This window comes from Bradyrhizobium sp. USDA 4454 (assembly GCF_054822705.1).
Map to the genome: position 1 here is coordinate 7,654,599 of NZ_JBTRCN010000001.1, position 14,157 is coordinate 7,668,755.

Sequence of the window (14,157 nt, forward strand, 5' to 3'; positions counted from 1 at the left end):
AACCCGGAATCTCGAGATTCCGGGTTCTCGCTTCGCGAGCCCCGGAATGACGGTGTTACGTCTGGCTTTAGTGCCGCAACTTGAACCGCTGGATCTTCCCGGTCGCCGTCTTCGGCAGGTTGTCGACCACGTCGATCCAGCGCGGATATTTCCACGGGCCGATCTTCTGCTTGACGTGCTCCTTGAGCGCCTCGCGCAGACCTTCGGCTGAGCTCTCGGGCCGCAGCACCACATAGGCCTTCGGCTTCAAGAGCCCTTCCGGATCGGCCTCCGGCACGACCGCGGCTTCCAGCACCGCGGGATGGGTGATCAGCGCGCTTTCGACCTCGAACGGCGAGACCCAGATGCCGGAGACCTTGAACATGTCGTCGGCGCGGCCGCAGAAGGTGTAACGGCCGTCGGCGTCGCGGATGTATTTGTCGCCGGTGCGGGTCCAGGCGCCCTCGAAGGTGGCGCGGCTCTTGGCACGCTGGTTCCAGTAGCTCTCGCCAGCCGAAGGTGCATCGACCAGCAATTCGCCGACTTCGCCGTCAGCGACGTCGGCGCCGGCCTCGTTGACCAGCCGCACCTTGTAGCCGGGCACCGGACGGCCGGACGAGCCGTATTTGATGTCGCCGGGCGCGTTCGACAGGAAGATGTGCAGCAGCTCGGTCGAGCCGACGCCGTCGAGGATGTCGACGCCGAACCTTGTCTTCCAGGCATTGCCGACCGATTCCGGCAGCGCCTCGCCGGCCGAGGTGCAGACCCGCAGGCGATTGCCGCCGGACTGCGCCTTGGTCGCCTCGTCGTTCAGCATCGCCGCGAACAGGGTCGGCACGCCGAAGAAGATGCTGGGATTGTATTTGTTCAGCAGCGCGAACATCACCGCCGGCGTCGGACGCTCCGAATTCAGGATCGTCGTTGCGCCGACCGACATCGGGAAGGTCAGCGCGTTGCCGAGCCCATAGGCGAAGAACAGCTTTGCCGCCGACAGACCGACATCGTCCTCGCGGATGCCGAGCACCTGCTTCGCATAGGTCTCCGCGGTCGCAGCGAGATTGCAATGCAGATGGCGGACGCCCTTCGGCATGCCGGTCGAGCCCGACGAATAGAGCCAGAATGCCGGCTCGTCGGCATGGGTCGGCACGGTCGCGAACACATCGCTCTCGCGCGCGATTTCGTCGGACAGCTTCTTGTGGCCGTGCGCATCCTTGCCGGAGACCACGACATGCTCGAGATCGGGCATGCGCGGGATGATGTCCTTCACGACCGGCAGCAGCGCCTCCGACACGAACAGCACCCGCGCGCGGCAGTCGCCGAGGATGTAGGCGTATTGCTCCGCGGTCAGCAGCGTGTTGAGCGGCACCGGCACCACGCCGGCGCGGATCGCGCCGAGGAACACGATCGGGAAATCGACCGTGTCGAGCATGATCATGGCGACCCGCTCCTCGCGGCGGACGCCGAGCCGGCGCAGCATGTTGCCGACCCGCCGGGTCTGCCGCTGCAACTGGCCATAGGTGACTTGCGACACCGTGTCGTCGAACACGACCTTGTCGCCGCGGCCCTCGTCGACGTTGCGGTCGAGCAGCCAGGAGACTGCGTTATAAGTCATGCCCCGCTCCTTGGAGCCTCCTTGGACCCAGACGCGCCACGCTTCCCTCTCCTGTGAATTTTAAGAATTATAATTCATACAAAGCCACCAGCTTGGCTTGCTGTCAATCCTTATCGGCACTATGTTTCCTAGAACCTCGGTCTGATTCAGCCAGGACCGCGCGTCGCACAGGGATCATGACCGCAGCCAACGATCCGGAAACCGACTTCCTCGAACAGCTCGGCCAGCGCGTGCGCACCACGCGCGCGCTGCGCGGCATGTCGCGCAAGGTGCTCGCCAAGGTCTCCGGCATTTCCGAACGCTACATCGCCCAGCTCGAAAGCGGCAAAGGCAATGTCTCGATCGTGCTGCTGCGTCGTGTCGCAGGCGCGATGGGCGCGCATCTCGAGGACCTGATCCCCTCCAGCGAGCCGGTGCCAGACTGGGCCGTGATCCGCGATCTCCTGCGCAAGGCATCGCCGAGCCAGATCGCCCAGGCCAAGGACATGCTTGCCGGCGGCAGCGCGCTGGCGCCACGCCGCGCCGCGTTCTCCGGCATTGCGCTGATCGGCCTGCGCGGCGCCGGCAAGACCACGCTCGGACGGATGCTGGCGAAGAAGATCGGCTGGAGTTTTGTCGAACTCAACAAGGAGATCGAGGCGCAGAACGGCCTGTCGGTTGCCGAGATCATTGCGCTGTACGGCCAGGAAGGCTTTCGCCGCATGGAGCAGGCCGCGCTGACGCAGCTCTTGGCGCGCAAGGAATTGATGGTGCTGGCGACCGGCGGCGGCATCGTCTCCGAGGCGCTGACCTTCGATTTGATCCTGTCGTCGTTCTACACGATCTGGCTGAAGGCCGAGCCGGAAGAGCACATGGCCCGCGTCCGCCGCCAGGGCGACCTGCGCCCGATGGCCGACGATCGCTCGGCAATGGCCGAGTTGCGCAACATCCTGGTCAGCCGCGAGCCGCTCTATGCCCGCGCATCGGCCGTGGTCGACACGGCTGGACTCTCGGTCGACGCGGCCGCGGCAAGGCTGATCGATTCGGTGCGGCCGGTGCTGCAGAACGAGGCGCGCTCGTTCGGCCTGCGCAGCGTGGCGCTTTAAAGGCGGCGCTACAGCAACCGGCTCTTCACATCCTCCGCGCCCTCGCGCAGCAGCGGCAGGAAGCGATCGATCAATTCCTGCATCGGCACCCGATCGACATGCGCGCCCATGTTGATGGCGGCGACGATGGTGCCGTCGTAGCGGCGCACCGGCACCGAGATCGAGCGGAAATGCGGCTCGGCTTCGCGATCGACCAGTGAATAGCCCTGCGCGCGATCGGCGATGATAGTGGCGAGCAGCTTCTTCGGATCGGTCGTGGTCTGCGGCGTCACGGCTTCGCGGCGCATCGCCTTCAGCCGCGCCGCGAGCTCGGCATCGTCGAGCCGGCCGAGCATGGCGCGGCCGACCGAGGTGCAGAACGCCGGCAGCCGGTAGCCGATGTCGAGACCGGCAGAGAACACCCGCGTCGGGCTCGAGCGCGCCACGAACACGACGTCGTCGCCGTCGAGCAGCGCGAGCGAGGCGATCTCCTGCGCTGATGTGGCGATGCGATCGAGCACCGGCTGCAACACCGTCACCACCTGGTTGGATTGCAGGAACGAGCCGGCGAGCGTCAGCACATGCGGCGTCAGCGTGAACAGCTTGCCGTCGGTGGCGACAAAGCCGCCATGCGCCAGCGTGAATAGGATGCGGCGCGCGGTGGCGCGCGGCAGGTCGGCGGCGCGCGCGAGGTCGCTCAAGGTCGCCGGACCCGTCACGGTGCCGAACACCTGCAACAGGCGCAGGCCGCGATCGAGCGCCTCGACGAAGTCGGTGGCGCGCTCGTCCTGGTCGGTCCGCTTCAGCTTGGGCATTGGGATCAGGTTGGGGCTTTGAACGGTTCAAAAATTGCGCTTGCTGTCCCGTTCAGACATGGCATAATTCGCACATTCGTTCAATAGGCGAACAAATCCAAATTCAGGAGACGCCGCCATGATGAGCCAGGAAGCGAACGATCTGATCACCCGCACCGGGCGCAAGGACCCCTGCGGAAAGCTGATGCGGATGTACTGGCAGCCGGCGGCGCTGGTCGACGAGCTCGACGGGCCGCGCCCGGTCCGGCCGGTGCGGCTGCTCGGCGAAAATCTGGTGCTGTTTCGCGGCGATGACGGCAGCTACGGCCTGATCGACCGCCACTGCGCGCATCGCGGCGCCGACCTCGCCTTCGGCCGGCTGGAGAATGGCGGGCTGCGCTGCGCCTTCCACGGCTGGCTGTTCGACACGTCAGGCCAGTGCATCGAGACGCCGGCCGAACCTGTCGGCTCGCAGCTCTGCAAGGGCATCAAGCAGCGCTCCTATCCCGTGATCGAGAAGAGCGGCATCCTGTGGGCCTGGCTCGGCGAAGGCACGCCGCCGGCATTCCCCGAGCTCGATTGCTTCGTCGCGCCCGGCAGCCATACGTTTGCGTTCAAGGGCCACATGAACTGCAACTGGCTGCAGGCGCTCGAGGTCGGCATCGATCCGGCGCACGCGTCCTTCCTGCATCGCTTCTTCGAGGACGAGGACACCTCGGCGGCCTACGGCAAGCAATTCCGCGGCGCCTCGGCCGGCAGCGACATGCCGATGACCAAGATCCTGCGCGAACACGACCGGCCGATCATCAATGTCGAGCACACCGAATATGGCCTGCGCCTGATCGCGCTGCGCGCGCTCGACGCCGAGCGCACCCATGTGCGGGTGACGAATCAGTTGTTCCCGCACGGCTTCGTGATTCCGATGTCGACCGAGATGACCATCACGCAGTGGCACGTGCCGGTCGATGACGAGAATTGCTACTGGTACGCGATCTTCACCAGCTACACGGCGCCGGTCGACAAACAGAAGATGCGCGACCAGCGGCTCGAGCTCTATACCCTGCCCGACTACAAGTCGCGCAAGAACAAGAGCAACGATTACGGCTTCGATCCGCACGAGCAGGCCACCGAGACCTATACCGGCATGGGCACCGACATCAATGTCCACGACCAGTGGGCTGTGGAATCGATGGGGGCGATCCAGGACCGCACCAATGAGCATCTCGGCCAGAGCGACAAGGCGATCGTGCAGTATCGCCGTCTGCTGCGGCACGAGATCGAGAAGGTCTCCGGAGGCGAGAAGCCAATGCTGTTCCTCGATGAGGCCTCCGCGCGCAGCATCCAGGGCCCGGCGACAATGGACGGCATCGGGCCGACGCAAGGCTGGGAGCTCTACTGGATGGAAGTCGACGTCAAGCGCCGCCGCGGCGCGCCGTGGGCCGCCCCCGTGCCGCGCGAGATCGCCGGCAAGGTGCAGCATCTGACGGCGGCGGAGTGATAATGGCTTCGGCCGCGCCGCACAGTATCCTTCACCTCGCCCCGCTTGCGGGGAGAGGTCGGATCGCGTCAGCGATCCGGGTGAGGGGGTACAGGTCTATCGACAAATCGAGGCGGCGGAGAGAGCCCCTCACCCCGACCCTCTCAGGGCGAGCTCTGCTCGTCCCGGCCCCGCGAAGAGCGGGGCGAGGGAGAAGCGAAGGAGTGACGCGGTGAGCTTCGTCGAGCGCCACGGCCTGTGGTCGGATGAGCAGAAGGAGGCGGCGCAGCGCCTTCGCCGCATCGTCGAGGACAAGAACCTCGAGGTCATCCGCCTGTCGTTTCCCGACCAGCACGGCATCCTGCGCGGCAAGACGCTGATCGCCACCGAGGCGGTGCGCGCGCTGGAAGGCGGCTGCTCGATCACCACGACGATGCTCGCCAAGGACACCTCGCACAAGACGGTGTTTCCGGTGTTCACGTCAGGCGGCGGCTTCGGCATGAAGGAGATGGAAGGCGCGGCCGACGTGCTGATGGTCGCCGACCCCACCACGTTCCGCCTGCTGCCCCGGGCGCAAAATACCGGGTGGCTGCTCTGCGATCTCTATTTCAGCGACGGCCGCCCGGTGCCGTTCGCGACCCGCAACCTCTATCGCAAGGTGCTCGATCAGCTCGCCGGCCGCGGCTACGATTTCGTCGCCGGTCTCGAGGTCGAATTCCATCTGTTCAAGCTCGACGACGCGCATATGGCGCCGGAGGATGCCGGTCAGCCCGGCCGGCCGCCGTCGGTCAGCCTGCTGTCGCACGGCTATCAGTACCTCACCGAGCAGCGCTACGATCAGATGGAGCCGGCGCTCGAGATCATCCGCCGCGACATCATCGCGCTCGGCCTGCCGCTGCGCTCGGTCGAGGTCGAGTTCGGCCCGAGCCAGTGCGAATTCACCTTCGCGCCGACCGTGGGACTCGCGCCCGCCGACACCATGGTGCTGTTTCGCTCCGCGGTGAAGCAGATCGCGCGCCGCCATGGCTATCACGCCACCTTCATGTGCCGGCCGAAACTGCCCAATGTATTTGCGAGCGGCTGGCATCTGCACCAGTCGGTGGTGTCGCGCACGGGCGGTGAGAATGCCTTCATGGCCAAGGAGAGCGGCGAGCCGCTCAGCCCGCTCGGCCGCGCCTGGCTCGCGGGCCTGATCGAGCACGCGCGGGCCTCGACCGTGTTCACCACGCCGACCATCAACGGCTACAAGCGCTACCGCTCCTATTCGCTGGCGCCGGATCGCGCGATCTGGGGCCGCGACAACCGCGGCGTCATGATCCGCGTGCTCGGGGCGGCCGGCGATCCGGCAACGCGGCTGGAGAACCGGATCGGCGAGCCCGCCGCCAATCCCTATCTCTATATGGCTTCGCAAATCCTTTCCGGCCTCGACGGCGTCGACCGCCAGCTCGATCCCGGCCCGTCCGCCGACACGCCCTACGAGACGAAAGCTGCGCTGCTGCCGAAGTCGCTGCGCGAGGCCGTCTTCGCGCTCAACGACGATCCGTTTTTCCGCCAGGCATTGGGGCCTGAGTTCGTCGACTACTACGTCTTCATCAAGAACGCGGAGATCGAACGCTTCCAGGCCGAAGTGTCGGACTGGGAGCACCGCGAATATTTCGAGATGTTTTAGCAGCCGTCTCTGCCGGTCCCGTCCTCCTGAGGAGCGGCGTCTTCGCCGCGTCTCGAAGGATGCACGGCCACCAGCCCGGCCGTCGATCCTTCGAGACGCCCGCTGCGCAGGCTCCTCAGGATGACGGTCTGAGAAATTGTAGCGAGCGGCCCCCCGCGCCGTCGTCCTGGCGAAAGCCCATAACCACCGAGTTCGATTGAGAGTGTGATAGTGGCCCCAGCGTCGCACAACAGCAAGCGGGTTGGGGATCCTCTCAGGATGACGGTGATAGAGCAACGCTTGCTGCTCAAATCCCCCTATCTCTACATGGCAAGTCAGATCTTCTCCGGCACCGACCGCAAGCCCGCCCTCCGGCGAGGACGGCCTGACCTCAATGGCGTGAGCTGTCGCGCAACAGGCACGCCGCCAATTCGGTGCGATTGTGCGCGCCAAACCGCCGGCAGAGATTGGCGACGTGTTCCTTGACGGTCTGATCCGAGATACCCATCTCGCGCGCAATTTCCTTGTTGGTCTGGCCGCGGCAAATCCGGATCGCGACATCGGCGGAGCGCGGCGGAAGCCGCAGCGCGAGCATGGATGGCTGCGGCAACGCCGCACGCTCCGGCAGCGCGATGGCCTCGTGCTTCTGCTCGAGCTCGCCTGATTTCATCATGTTCGTCACGGCCAGCGAGCCCGCCCGGCACAACATGTCCATGCGCTGCTGCAACAGCGGCGTGTACGGAGCTCCGGCATCCGTCGTCGCGGTGAACAGCACGCCAATGATCTTGTGGCCGCAGCGCAATGGGCCGCCCATGTTGTAGCTGAAGCCCCACTCCCGCAGCATCTCGAACGACGCGCTGCGATGCCAATGCGCTGAGCCATGCAGCGACGCGCCGTCGACGACCCGGCCTCCGGTCAGGATGCAGTCGAGCACCGGATCGCGCTTCCAGAAACCAGCCCGGTAATTGTCGAGCAGGCCTTCCGCGACATGGCGGCTGTAGACCAGTTCCGGCTCGGCGCCGTCGAGCAGATAGAGACCGACGGTCGGAGAGCCGGTCAGGCTGCTGATCGCCGAGCAGCAGGCCACGCCGAGTCCATGCACCGACCGGCTCTCCGCGATGGACATGAGCCCATCGGCGAGCCGGCGCTCAGGCAGATGATCCAACTGCATTCGTCCCGCAGCCACCACCACTCCTTGCGCGCTCGCGCTGCACCTGCCCCCCGGACAGCTGCGCCGTTGACGGATCTTATAGGATTAAAATTTCTGCGCTGCCTCACGATTGGTCAAGCGAAAAGAAGCGGCAGCGATGCTTCGGATCGGACCGATCGCGTGCCAAGACTGCCTGCCACAGGCGCGGATACCCCCCATGTTGGGGGATTGCCGCATTCGCGCGCCGTCTCCTACCATTCCAAACATCGCAATCGCGCGACGCGCGAGGACCGGCGCCGACCGCCCCTCGTGATCGCGCAATCTGGCGGACACGCCGACATCGATCGCAGCTGCGCGCTCTCGCCGACCCAATTCGCGGCCGGCGAACGACGAGCCGTGCCCGCGATCGGCGGGTTCCTGCATGCAACACCCGCTCCGCGCCACCGATCGGTGAATGCGGCGGGAACGTCCTGACGTGGAGATCTTGACCATGAACGTATCTGCCCAGCGCGCCGCCAAGCCATCCGGCACCACGACCGCTGCCGAGTTTCACGCCCGTCTCGACGCGCTGCTGCCGCTGGTGGAGGCCAAAGCAGCCGACGCCGAGGCCCAGGGCTATCTCACCGACGACGTGGTCGCCGCGCTGCGCAAGGCCGGCATCTACACCATGCTGTTTCCGAAGCAGGTCGGCGGCGCGGAATTGCTGCCGTTCGACGCGATGACGGTGATCGAGCGCCTGTCCTACGCCCATGCCTCGGCCGGCTGGTGCGTGATCGGCAACAACATGGAAGGCACCACGCTCGCAATCTATGTCGAGGACGAAGGGATCAAGAAGGTCTTTGCCAACGGCCCCGACATCACCATCGCCGGAAACGGCGTGCCGCGCGGCTTCGCCCGGCCGGTCGATGGCGGCTACATGATCCGCGGCAATTGGGCCTATGGCAGCGGCATCCAGCACGCCGAATGGGTGCATTCCGGCTGCTTCGTCACCGATCCGACCGGCAAGGACATGGTGATGGCCCCCAACGGCCAGCCCAAGATCGTGGTCACCCATCACCCGCGCGCGACCATCAAGCTGATGGGCAATTGGGATGTGCTCGGCCTGCGCGCCACCGGCAGCTTCGATTACACGATCAGCGAGGGCACCGAGTTGTTCGTGCCGACCCACATGACCTACGACTTCGACATCGGCGCGCCCCGCCGCGGCGGCGTGCAGGGCGCGCTCGGCCTTGCCGGCTACAGTGCCTGGGCCCATTCCGGCTGGGCGGTCGGCGTCGGACGCCGCATGCTCGATGAACTCGTCAAGGTCATCGTGCAGCGCCAGGATGCTTTCGGCAAGTCGAGCGAGAGCGCGAGCTTCAAGTTCCAGTTCGCCCAGGTCGAGGCGCGCTTCCGCGCTGCGCGGGCCTTGGTGCACGAGACCTGGCGCGAGGTGTCGGAAGCCTGCGCGCGCGGCGAAGCTCCGACGCTCGACCAGATGACGATGATCAAGCTGTCGCTGCGGCACATTCACGACGTGATCTCCGACACCGCCACGTTCGCACACCGCGCCGCGCGTGGCGCCTCGCTGCACAACACCCCGATGCAGCGCTTCTATCGCGACATCCATTCCGGGACGCAGCACATCCTGATGGCCGACCAGATCGTCGAGGAATGCGGCCGCGCCCTGCTCGGCCTGCCCGCTCCCGGTTCGCAATGGACCGTGTTCGGCGTCGCAGGCTGAGGTTTGCCATCGGATGAGGATGGTCACGTGACGAAGCCACGCATCGTCGGTTTCTGCGGCAACACCTGGCGACCGTCCAAGGCGCGCGCCCTGGTCGAGGCCGTCGGCGCCGAGCTTCATGCACGACATCCGCTCACATTCGAGGTTCTTGATCTGGTCGATGCCGGTGCCGGCATCGCCGGATTTACCCGGGCCGCGCTCGACGACCACGCCCGCATCGTGATCGAGGCCATCGAGCAAGCCGACGGCCTCGTGATCGGCTGCCCCGTGTTCCAGGGCTCCTATCCGGGCTTGTTCAAGCACGTATTCGACCTGATCGAGCCCAGCACGCTGCGCAATCGTCCCGTGGTGCTGACGGCCGTCGGCGGCGGGCTGCGCCACTCCCTGGTGGTCGAGCATCAGCTGCGGCCGCTGTTCGGCTTCTTCGAGGCCTGCACCGTGTCGACGGCAATTTACGCCAGCCGCGGCGAGTTCGTGTCCGGCGCACCGCTGCCCCCGATCATCACGGCGCGCATCGCCAACGCGGCCGAACAGTTCGCCGCCCTGTTGAGGGGCCGTCGCGCCGACGCCGCATGAGCAACCTCAACGCCCGCTGCATCGCCTTGGCGCCTTCAACCGGAGACCTCGACCATGCCTGATGCTGCCGTCAAGGCTTTGCCTGACCTGACCGGCTTCACCCGTTCGGAATACGATATCAACGGCGCGCGAACCGTGGTCCACAGCATCGGAAGCGGGCCAGCGCTGGTGTTTCTGCACGGTACCGGCACCTTCACCGGCTTCGAGATGGCGCGCGCGTGGGCCGCCCGGCACACCGTGGTCATCCCCTATCATATCGGCTTCGGCGATTCCGGCGATGCGGATGTGATCGACACCACTGAGGATCATGTCCTGCACTATATGGACCTGTTCGACCGGATGGGTCTCGACACGTTCGACCTCGCCGGGTTTTCCCTCGGCGGATGGCTTGCCGCCGAATTTGCGATCCGCCAACCGCAACGCGTGCGCCGGCTCGTGCTGGTCGCACCCGCCGGCCTCGTCGTCGCTGACGCGCCGGCACCGGGGCTGTTCGAGATCGCGCCGCACGAGTTGCCGTCCTACCTCGCGCACGATCCGGCGGCGGCCCTGCGCTATTTTCCGCGAAACCCCGATCCCGCATTCGACGCGCGGCTCGGACGCGAGGTCACGAGCTTCGCCAAGCTGATCCGCAACGACCCGCAGGGCAACCCGAAGCTCGCGCATTGGCTGCACCGGATCGCTGCGCCGACCCTCGTTCTGTGGGGCGCCGAGGACCGCCTGCGTCCGACCGCTCAGGCCCACGCGTGGATCGCCGGGCTTGCCGACGGGCGTCTCGTTGTGGTGCCGGCGACCGGACACCTCGTCTTCGAGGAAACACCGGCGGCCGCCGGTCACGTCAGCGATTTTCTCGCCGGTTTGAACCGGCCGAACGCCACAAAGGACAGCACCATGATCGACATGCCTCCCGGCGTCACGGCAAGCAACGAAGGCTTCGGCGATATCGTCTGGAACATCCTGGGTCAGACCTACACCTTAAAGCAGCAATCCGAAGCGTCGATGGCCTGGCACGCGGTGTTTCCCGACGGCACCTTCGTCCCCCCACACGTGCATTCGACCCAGGACGAATTCATCTACGTCCTGAGCGGCCGCTACGAGCTGTGGCTCGACGGCAAAGATTTTGTCGCTAGGGCCGGCGACCTCGTCCGCATGCCCAAGGGAGTGCCGCACGGAATCTTCAATCGATCGGGCGAGACCGCGACCAGCCTGTTCTGGGTGGCGCCGACGCGCTCGCTGAAGACGTTGTTCGAGCGCATCCACAATGTTCCGGACCCGCAGGAAGTAGTGCGCATCGCCGCCGAGCACGAGGTCGATTTCCTGCCGCCACCGGCCTGACGGCGCATTCAACTCCACCTGATCGCGATCACCGAGAGGACCCATCATGAGCTGGACCACCATTTCCGAGACCGATCGCCAGAGGATTGCCGGCTGGCAAAAAGGCATGCTGCTGCTCGCGATCCTGTGCGAGATCTTTCTTGCCGCGGATTGGTACGCGTTCGCCGCCGTGCTTCCCTTCGTATCGGAAACGCTCAAGCTCAACCCTGCCGAGGCCGGCCTCGCCCAGGGCATCTTCGCCCTCACCTACGGCATCGGCATGGTGGTCTGGTCTCCGGTCAGCCGATCGATGTCGGCGCGCAACATGTTGCTGATCGGGCTCGCGGGCACCGGGCTCGGCATGGTGTTGCAGGTGTTCGTGCAGAGCTACATCGAGCTCGTCGTGCTGCGGCTCGTGATCGGCTTCTTCGATGCCGGCATCTTCATCGGCAACATGAAGCTGATCTTCGGCTGGTTCCCGCAGAGCCGGCGCGGCTCCGTCGTCGGCATGATCCTGGCGGCCTATAGCCTCGCCATCACCATGGATTTCGCACTCGGCATTCCGCTGACGCTGGCCACGAGCTGGCGCATTTTCTTCGCGGTGCTGGCAATCGGCACGCTGATCGTCGCGGCAATCGACGCCTTCGTGGTGCGCAACGGTCCACGCGAGCTCGGCATTGCCAATTTCAGCTGGGGCAACGAACCGGCGCGCGAGTCGCTGCCGCTCGGCGAGATCTTCCGCTCGAAATGGATCGCCGTCGGCGGCTTCGGCATCGTCGCCTGCACCTTCGCGATCGCCGGCACCGCCACCTGGGTGGTCCCGGCCTTCATCGCAGTCCAGCATATGCCTGCGGAAGCCGGAGCCGTGATCGGCACCGTCATGGGCCTGTCCCAGGTGGTCTTCCTCGTGATCGGCGGCTACATGTCCGATCGGCTCGGCAAACCCTTCATGATCAAGCTCACCGCCGCGCTGGCGTTGCTGACCGCGCTGATGTTCCTGTGGAGCGTCGTCACGCCGATGCCTTTTGCCGCCTTGCTGCTGCTGGCGGCACTCAGCGGCATCGCCCTGCTGGGCGGCGGCGCGATTTTCGCGTTGCTGAGCGAGAAATATTCCGACGCCCTCGCCCCCGCCGCGATCGGCTACGCCGAAGTCTTCGGAATCTTCTCGGCGTTCGTGGCGCCGTGGTTGATGGGCGCCATCATCAACGCCTCAAGCGGCTCATTCACCGGTGCCTTCGCCGCCTTTGCGATCATCGAGGCCGTCATCGTCGCGCTGCTGGTGATCCTCGCCCGGGAAAAAATCGGCCGGACCGAGGCGATCCAAAGCCCCGCGGAATAACGACCCACAGATTGCGCGCTATGCGGAGATCGAGCGTCTCGAGGCCGAGGTGTCGGACCGGCAGCACCGCGAATATTTCGAGACGTTTTGAACGAGACCCGTCTGCCCGTCCCGTCATCCCGAGGAGCGCATCTTCGCGCGTCTCGAAGGAGGCACGGCCCGGCCGGTGGCCGTCGACCCTTCGAGACGCGCTACGCGCTCCTCAGGGCGACGGGACGCCCTACGAATCAACCGCATTCAGCTGCTCGCTGCCGCCCTATTCGTCCACATCGCTCTAGAGATCCGCAAGGTTTGCAGCCACCGCCCCCTCGTTCCATTCCAGACCGACGCCAGGCGTGTCGGGAATATGCAGGAGACCATCCTTGATTTCATACGGCCGTTCGAGAATCGGATCGGCCCAATCCTGCCATTCCAGCCAATGAGCGGTCTCCGTCGCGCGCATGACGTGAGCCGCAACTTCCGGATAAAGATGCGTTGACATGGGGATGCCCGCTGCGCCGGCGATCGCCGCCGCGCGCATCCAGCCCGTCACCCCGCCGATGCGCATGAAATCCGGCATCACCAGGTCGCAAGCCTTTTTCGCGATCGCCTTGTGCATCTCCCTCGGACCATAGAAGTTCTCCCCGATCTGGATCGGCGTCTTCAGCTCCGCCGCCAGCTGGGCATGCCCGTCGAGATTGTCGTAGAGGACCGGTTCTTCGATCCAGTCGAGGCCATGGTCGTCGATCATGTGGCATCGCGCGATGGCCTCGGCGAGATTGAGCCCCTGATTATAGTCGACCATCAAATGCATGCGATCCCCGACCGCTTTTCGAACGGCGTCGAGGGTCGCCAGATCCTGGCGCGGATCGCTTCTGCCGAGGCGCAATTTCAGCGCTGAGAATCCGCCCTCGTCCCGCAACTCCAGGGCTTCGGCGGCGACGGCGGCCGGCTCCTTCAGCCAAAGGCCGTTGCTGTTGTAGGATTTCACGGCGCCGACCGTCGCTCCCAGCAGCACGCACAGCGGCTTGTTTGCGGCTTTCGCCAACGCGTCCCACGCGGCCATGTCGAGGCCCGACGCCGCGATCATGGACAATCCTTCATAGCCGACAAAGTGAAGCGATTTGCGCGCCGCCTCGAACAGCTCGACAGGCGCCACACTCCGACCTTTGAACAATTCGCTGAGATCGTGCAGCGCCGGCACCAGATATCTCAGCGATTTCACGATATAAGGCTCGAGATAACTTCGCCCGACAATACCCTCCTCCGTCACGAGATCGACGAGAACGAGCGGCCACTCCGATATGGTGACAATGCGCGCGACCACGGGTCGCTTCAGCTTGAGCACCACCGGACGGGCTTTGATCTCTCTCAGCGTCAATGAGTCGGGCATGGCAATTTGCTTTCGCAGCTCGAGGAAGCTGACTGGAGCGGGCCCAAAAAATCCCGACTGCCATTCCAATTGACTTTTCGACCAATGTAAATTCACTACCCGGTATACTTAA

The 14,157-nt window shown here is 65.3% G+C and carries 11 protein-coding genes and 1 pseudogene; 8 read left to right on the forward strand and 4 right to left on the reverse strand.

Going from position 1 to position 14,157, the window contains the following annotated elements; genetic code table 11:
* Positions 1-67: 67 nt before the first annotated feature.
* A complete protein-coding gene (locus ACVIW0_RS35665; protein ID WP_461356604.1) occupies positions 68-1,591 on the reverse strand; it encodes a benzoate-CoA ligase family protein in 1,524 nt (507 codons plus the stop codon).
* A 92-nt stretch (positions 1,592-1,683) separates the two neighbouring features.
* Between ACVIW0_RS35665 and ACVIW0_RS35670 the strand changes: the two genes are divergently transcribed.
* The gene (locus ACVIW0_RS35670; RefSeq protein WP_461356605.1) at positions 1,684-2,676 is read left to right on the forward strand and encodes a helix-turn-helix transcriptional regulator; all 993 of its coding nucleotides are present in this window, start codon (positions 1,684-1,686) and stop codon (positions 2,674-2,676) included.
* An 8-nt stretch (positions 2,677-2,684) separates the two neighbouring features.
* Here ACVIW0_RS35670 and ACVIW0_RS35675 read toward each other — a convergent pair whose 3' ends face one another.
* Positions 2,685-3,470 carry an IclR family transcriptional regulator domain-containing protein gene (locus ACVIW0_RS35675; protein ID WP_461356606.1) on the reverse strand — a complete coding sequence of 262 codons (786 nt, stop codon included), beginning with the start codon at positions 3,468-3,470 and terminating at the stop codon, positions 2,685-2,687.
* 118 nt (positions 3,471-3,588) lie between these two features.
* Here ACVIW0_RS35675 and ACVIW0_RS35680 point away from each other — a divergent pair, with 118 nt between their 5' ends.
* Complete coding sequence (locus ACVIW0_RS35680; RefSeq protein ID WP_461356607.1) at positions 3,589-4,947, forward strand: aromatic ring-hydroxylating dioxygenase subunit alpha; 1,359 nt, start codon at positions 3,589-3,591, stop codon at positions 4,945-4,947.
* A 211-nt stretch (positions 4,948-5,158) separates the two neighbouring features.
* Positions 5,159-6,595, forward strand: a complete 1,437-nt coding sequence (locus ACVIW0_RS35685; protein WP_461356608.1) for a glutamine synthetase family protein — start codon at positions 5,159-5,161, stop codon at positions 6,593-6,595.
* Positions 6,596-6,965: 370 nt separating this feature from the next.
* On the opposite strand, the gene ACVIW0_RS35690 is transcribed toward ACVIW0_RS35685, so the two are convergent.
* A complete protein-coding gene (locus ACVIW0_RS35690; protein ID WP_461356609.1) occupies positions 6,966-7,700 on the reverse strand; it encodes a helix-turn-helix transcriptional regulator in 735 nt (244 codons plus the stop codon).
* 514 nt (positions 7,701-8,214) lie between these two features.
* On the opposite strand from ACVIW0_RS35690, the gene ACVIW0_RS35695 reads away from it, so the two are divergent.
* From ACVIW0_RS35695 to ACVIW0_RS35715, 5 genes and pseudogenes are all read left to right on the forward strand, one after another.
* Positions 8,215-9,447, forward strand: coding sequence for an acyl-CoA dehydrogenase family protein (locus tag ACVIW0_RS35695; protein WP_461356610.1), 1,233 nt, complete (start codon positions 8,215-8,217; stop codon positions 9,445-9,447).
* Between the two features lie 27 nt (positions 9,448-9,474).
* Complete coding sequence (locus ACVIW0_RS35700) at positions 9,475-10,023, forward strand: NAD(P)H-dependent oxidoreductase (RefSeq protein WP_461356611.1); 549 nt, start codon at positions 9,475-9,477, stop codon at positions 10,021-10,023.
* A gap of 54 nt (positions 10,024-10,077) precedes the next feature.
* A pseudogene (locus ACVIW0_RS35705) lies at positions 10,078-10,836 on the forward strand (alpha/beta fold hydrolase); the annotation flags it as partial.
* Positions 10,837-10,911: 75 nt separating this feature from the next.
* Complete coding sequence (locus ACVIW0_RS35710; protein WP_461357521.1) at positions 10,912-11,355, forward strand: cupin domain-containing protein; 444 nt, start codon at positions 10,912-10,914, stop codon at positions 11,353-11,355.
* Between the two features lie 46 nt (positions 11,356-11,401).
* Positions 11,402-12,673 (forward strand): MFS transporter, encoded by a 1,272-nt coding sequence (locus ACVIW0_RS35715; RefSeq protein ID WP_461356612.1) that lies wholly within the window; start codon positions 11,402-11,404, stop codon positions 12,671-12,673.
* A 274-nt stretch (positions 12,674-12,947) separates the two neighbouring features.
* On the opposite strand, the gene ACVIW0_RS35720 is transcribed toward ACVIW0_RS35715, so the two are convergent.
* On the reverse strand, positions 12,948-14,114 hold the full coding sequence (locus ACVIW0_RS35720; RefSeq protein WP_461356613.1) for an enolase C-terminal domain-like protein: 1,167 nt from the start codon (positions 14,112-14,114) through the stop codon (positions 12,948-12,950).
* Positions 14,115-14,157: the final 43 nt, after the last annotated feature.